General features: G+C 66.7%; 1 protein-coding gene. It reads right to left on the bottom strand.

Annotated features, from left to right (window positions below):
- Positions 1–101: 101 nt before the first annotated feature.
- On the bottom strand, positions 102–950 hold the full coding sequence (locus ACFXA3_RS35085) for a Bax inhibitor-1/YccA family protein (protein WP_385193822.1): 849 nt from the start codon (positions 948–950) through the stop codon (positions 102–104).
- Between the last annotated feature and the right edge of the window lie 256 nt (positions 951–1,206).

Here is a 1,206-nt window from a genome sequence, read left to right as displayed (position 1 = left end):
ATTTTACAGCAGTACCCACTCCGAGCAGTGGTACTGACCCGTTCGTGGTGAGCTCGGGGGGCCTTCCCCTGGGGTCTGCCGGTGCCGGTACGACCGGTCGTCTAGTCGTCGCCGGAGAGGATCTGGAACAGGCGCAGCAGCTCCAGGTAGATCCAGACCAGGGTCATGGTGAGGCCGAAGGCCGCCAGCCAGGCCTCGTCGCGCGGGGCGCCGTAGGCGATGCCGTCCTCGACCTGCTTGAAGTCCAGGGCGAGGAAGCAGGCGCCGAGGATGACGCCGACGATGCCGAACAGGATGCCGAGGCCACCGCTGCGGAAGCCGAGGCCGTCGCCGCCCGCGAACAGCGAGAACAGCAGGTTCGCGACCATGAGCAGCATGAAGCCCATGGCGGCCGCCATCACGAAGCCGTAGAAGCGGCGGGTGACGCGGATCCAGCGCATCTTGTACGCGAACAGCACCGAGGCGAACACGCACATCGTGCCGAGCACGGCCTGGATGACCACGCCGGCGCCCAGGTAGGTGCTGGTGGCCGAGCTGATGACGCCGAGGAAGAAGCCCTCGAAGGCCGCGTAGCCCAGGATCAGCGCCGGGGAGGCCTTGCGCTTGAAGGTCTGGACGAGTCCGAGGACCATCGCGACGAGCGCGGCGCCGATGGCGATCCCGTACGACTTGTTGACGTTCGCCGGGTCGACGGGCAGGGCGATCCACGCGATCGTGGCCGTGAGGATGACCGTGCCGAGCGTCATGGCCGTACGGCTGACGACGTCGTCCATGGTCATGACGCCGGCGCGCGCGGGCGCCTGCGGCATGCCGGTGGCCACGTCGGTGGCGTAAGGATTCGTCGCGTACGGGTTGGTCCCGGCCTGCTGGTGCTGCGCGTCAAAGTTCGCGTAGCCCCCGCTGTCGCGGCTGAACCCCCGTCGCGAGAAGACCGGGTTACTGCTCCTCATCTCACTCCTCCATGGCCACGGTGCGCAGCCTTGCAACAAGAGTAATGCGTTAGCAAAAATCTGACCCTACTGCTCAGGGAGGATCTTTGCCCGTACCCGGGCCGGTTCCCCGTCCCGGGCAGGGGAAAACAACATGAACATCCGGAGGAGTGGGAAAACGGGACGGCGGGGGGGGGGGGCGGGGGCCCCCCCCGAGGGTGTTTTTGGGGGGGTTTGGGCTGAGGTTTTGTGGGAGGGGGGCGAAAAAGAACAAGCA

The sequence above is a fragment of the Streptomyces sp. NPDC059456 genome, from assembly GCF_042750055.1.
Taxonomy (GTDB): Bacteria; Actinomycetota; Actinomycetes; order Streptomycetales; family Streptomycetaceae; genus Streptomyces.
The sequence above is the reverse complement of the archived record's forward strand: the minus strand, read 5'-3'. Positions and strand labels throughout refer to the sequence as shown.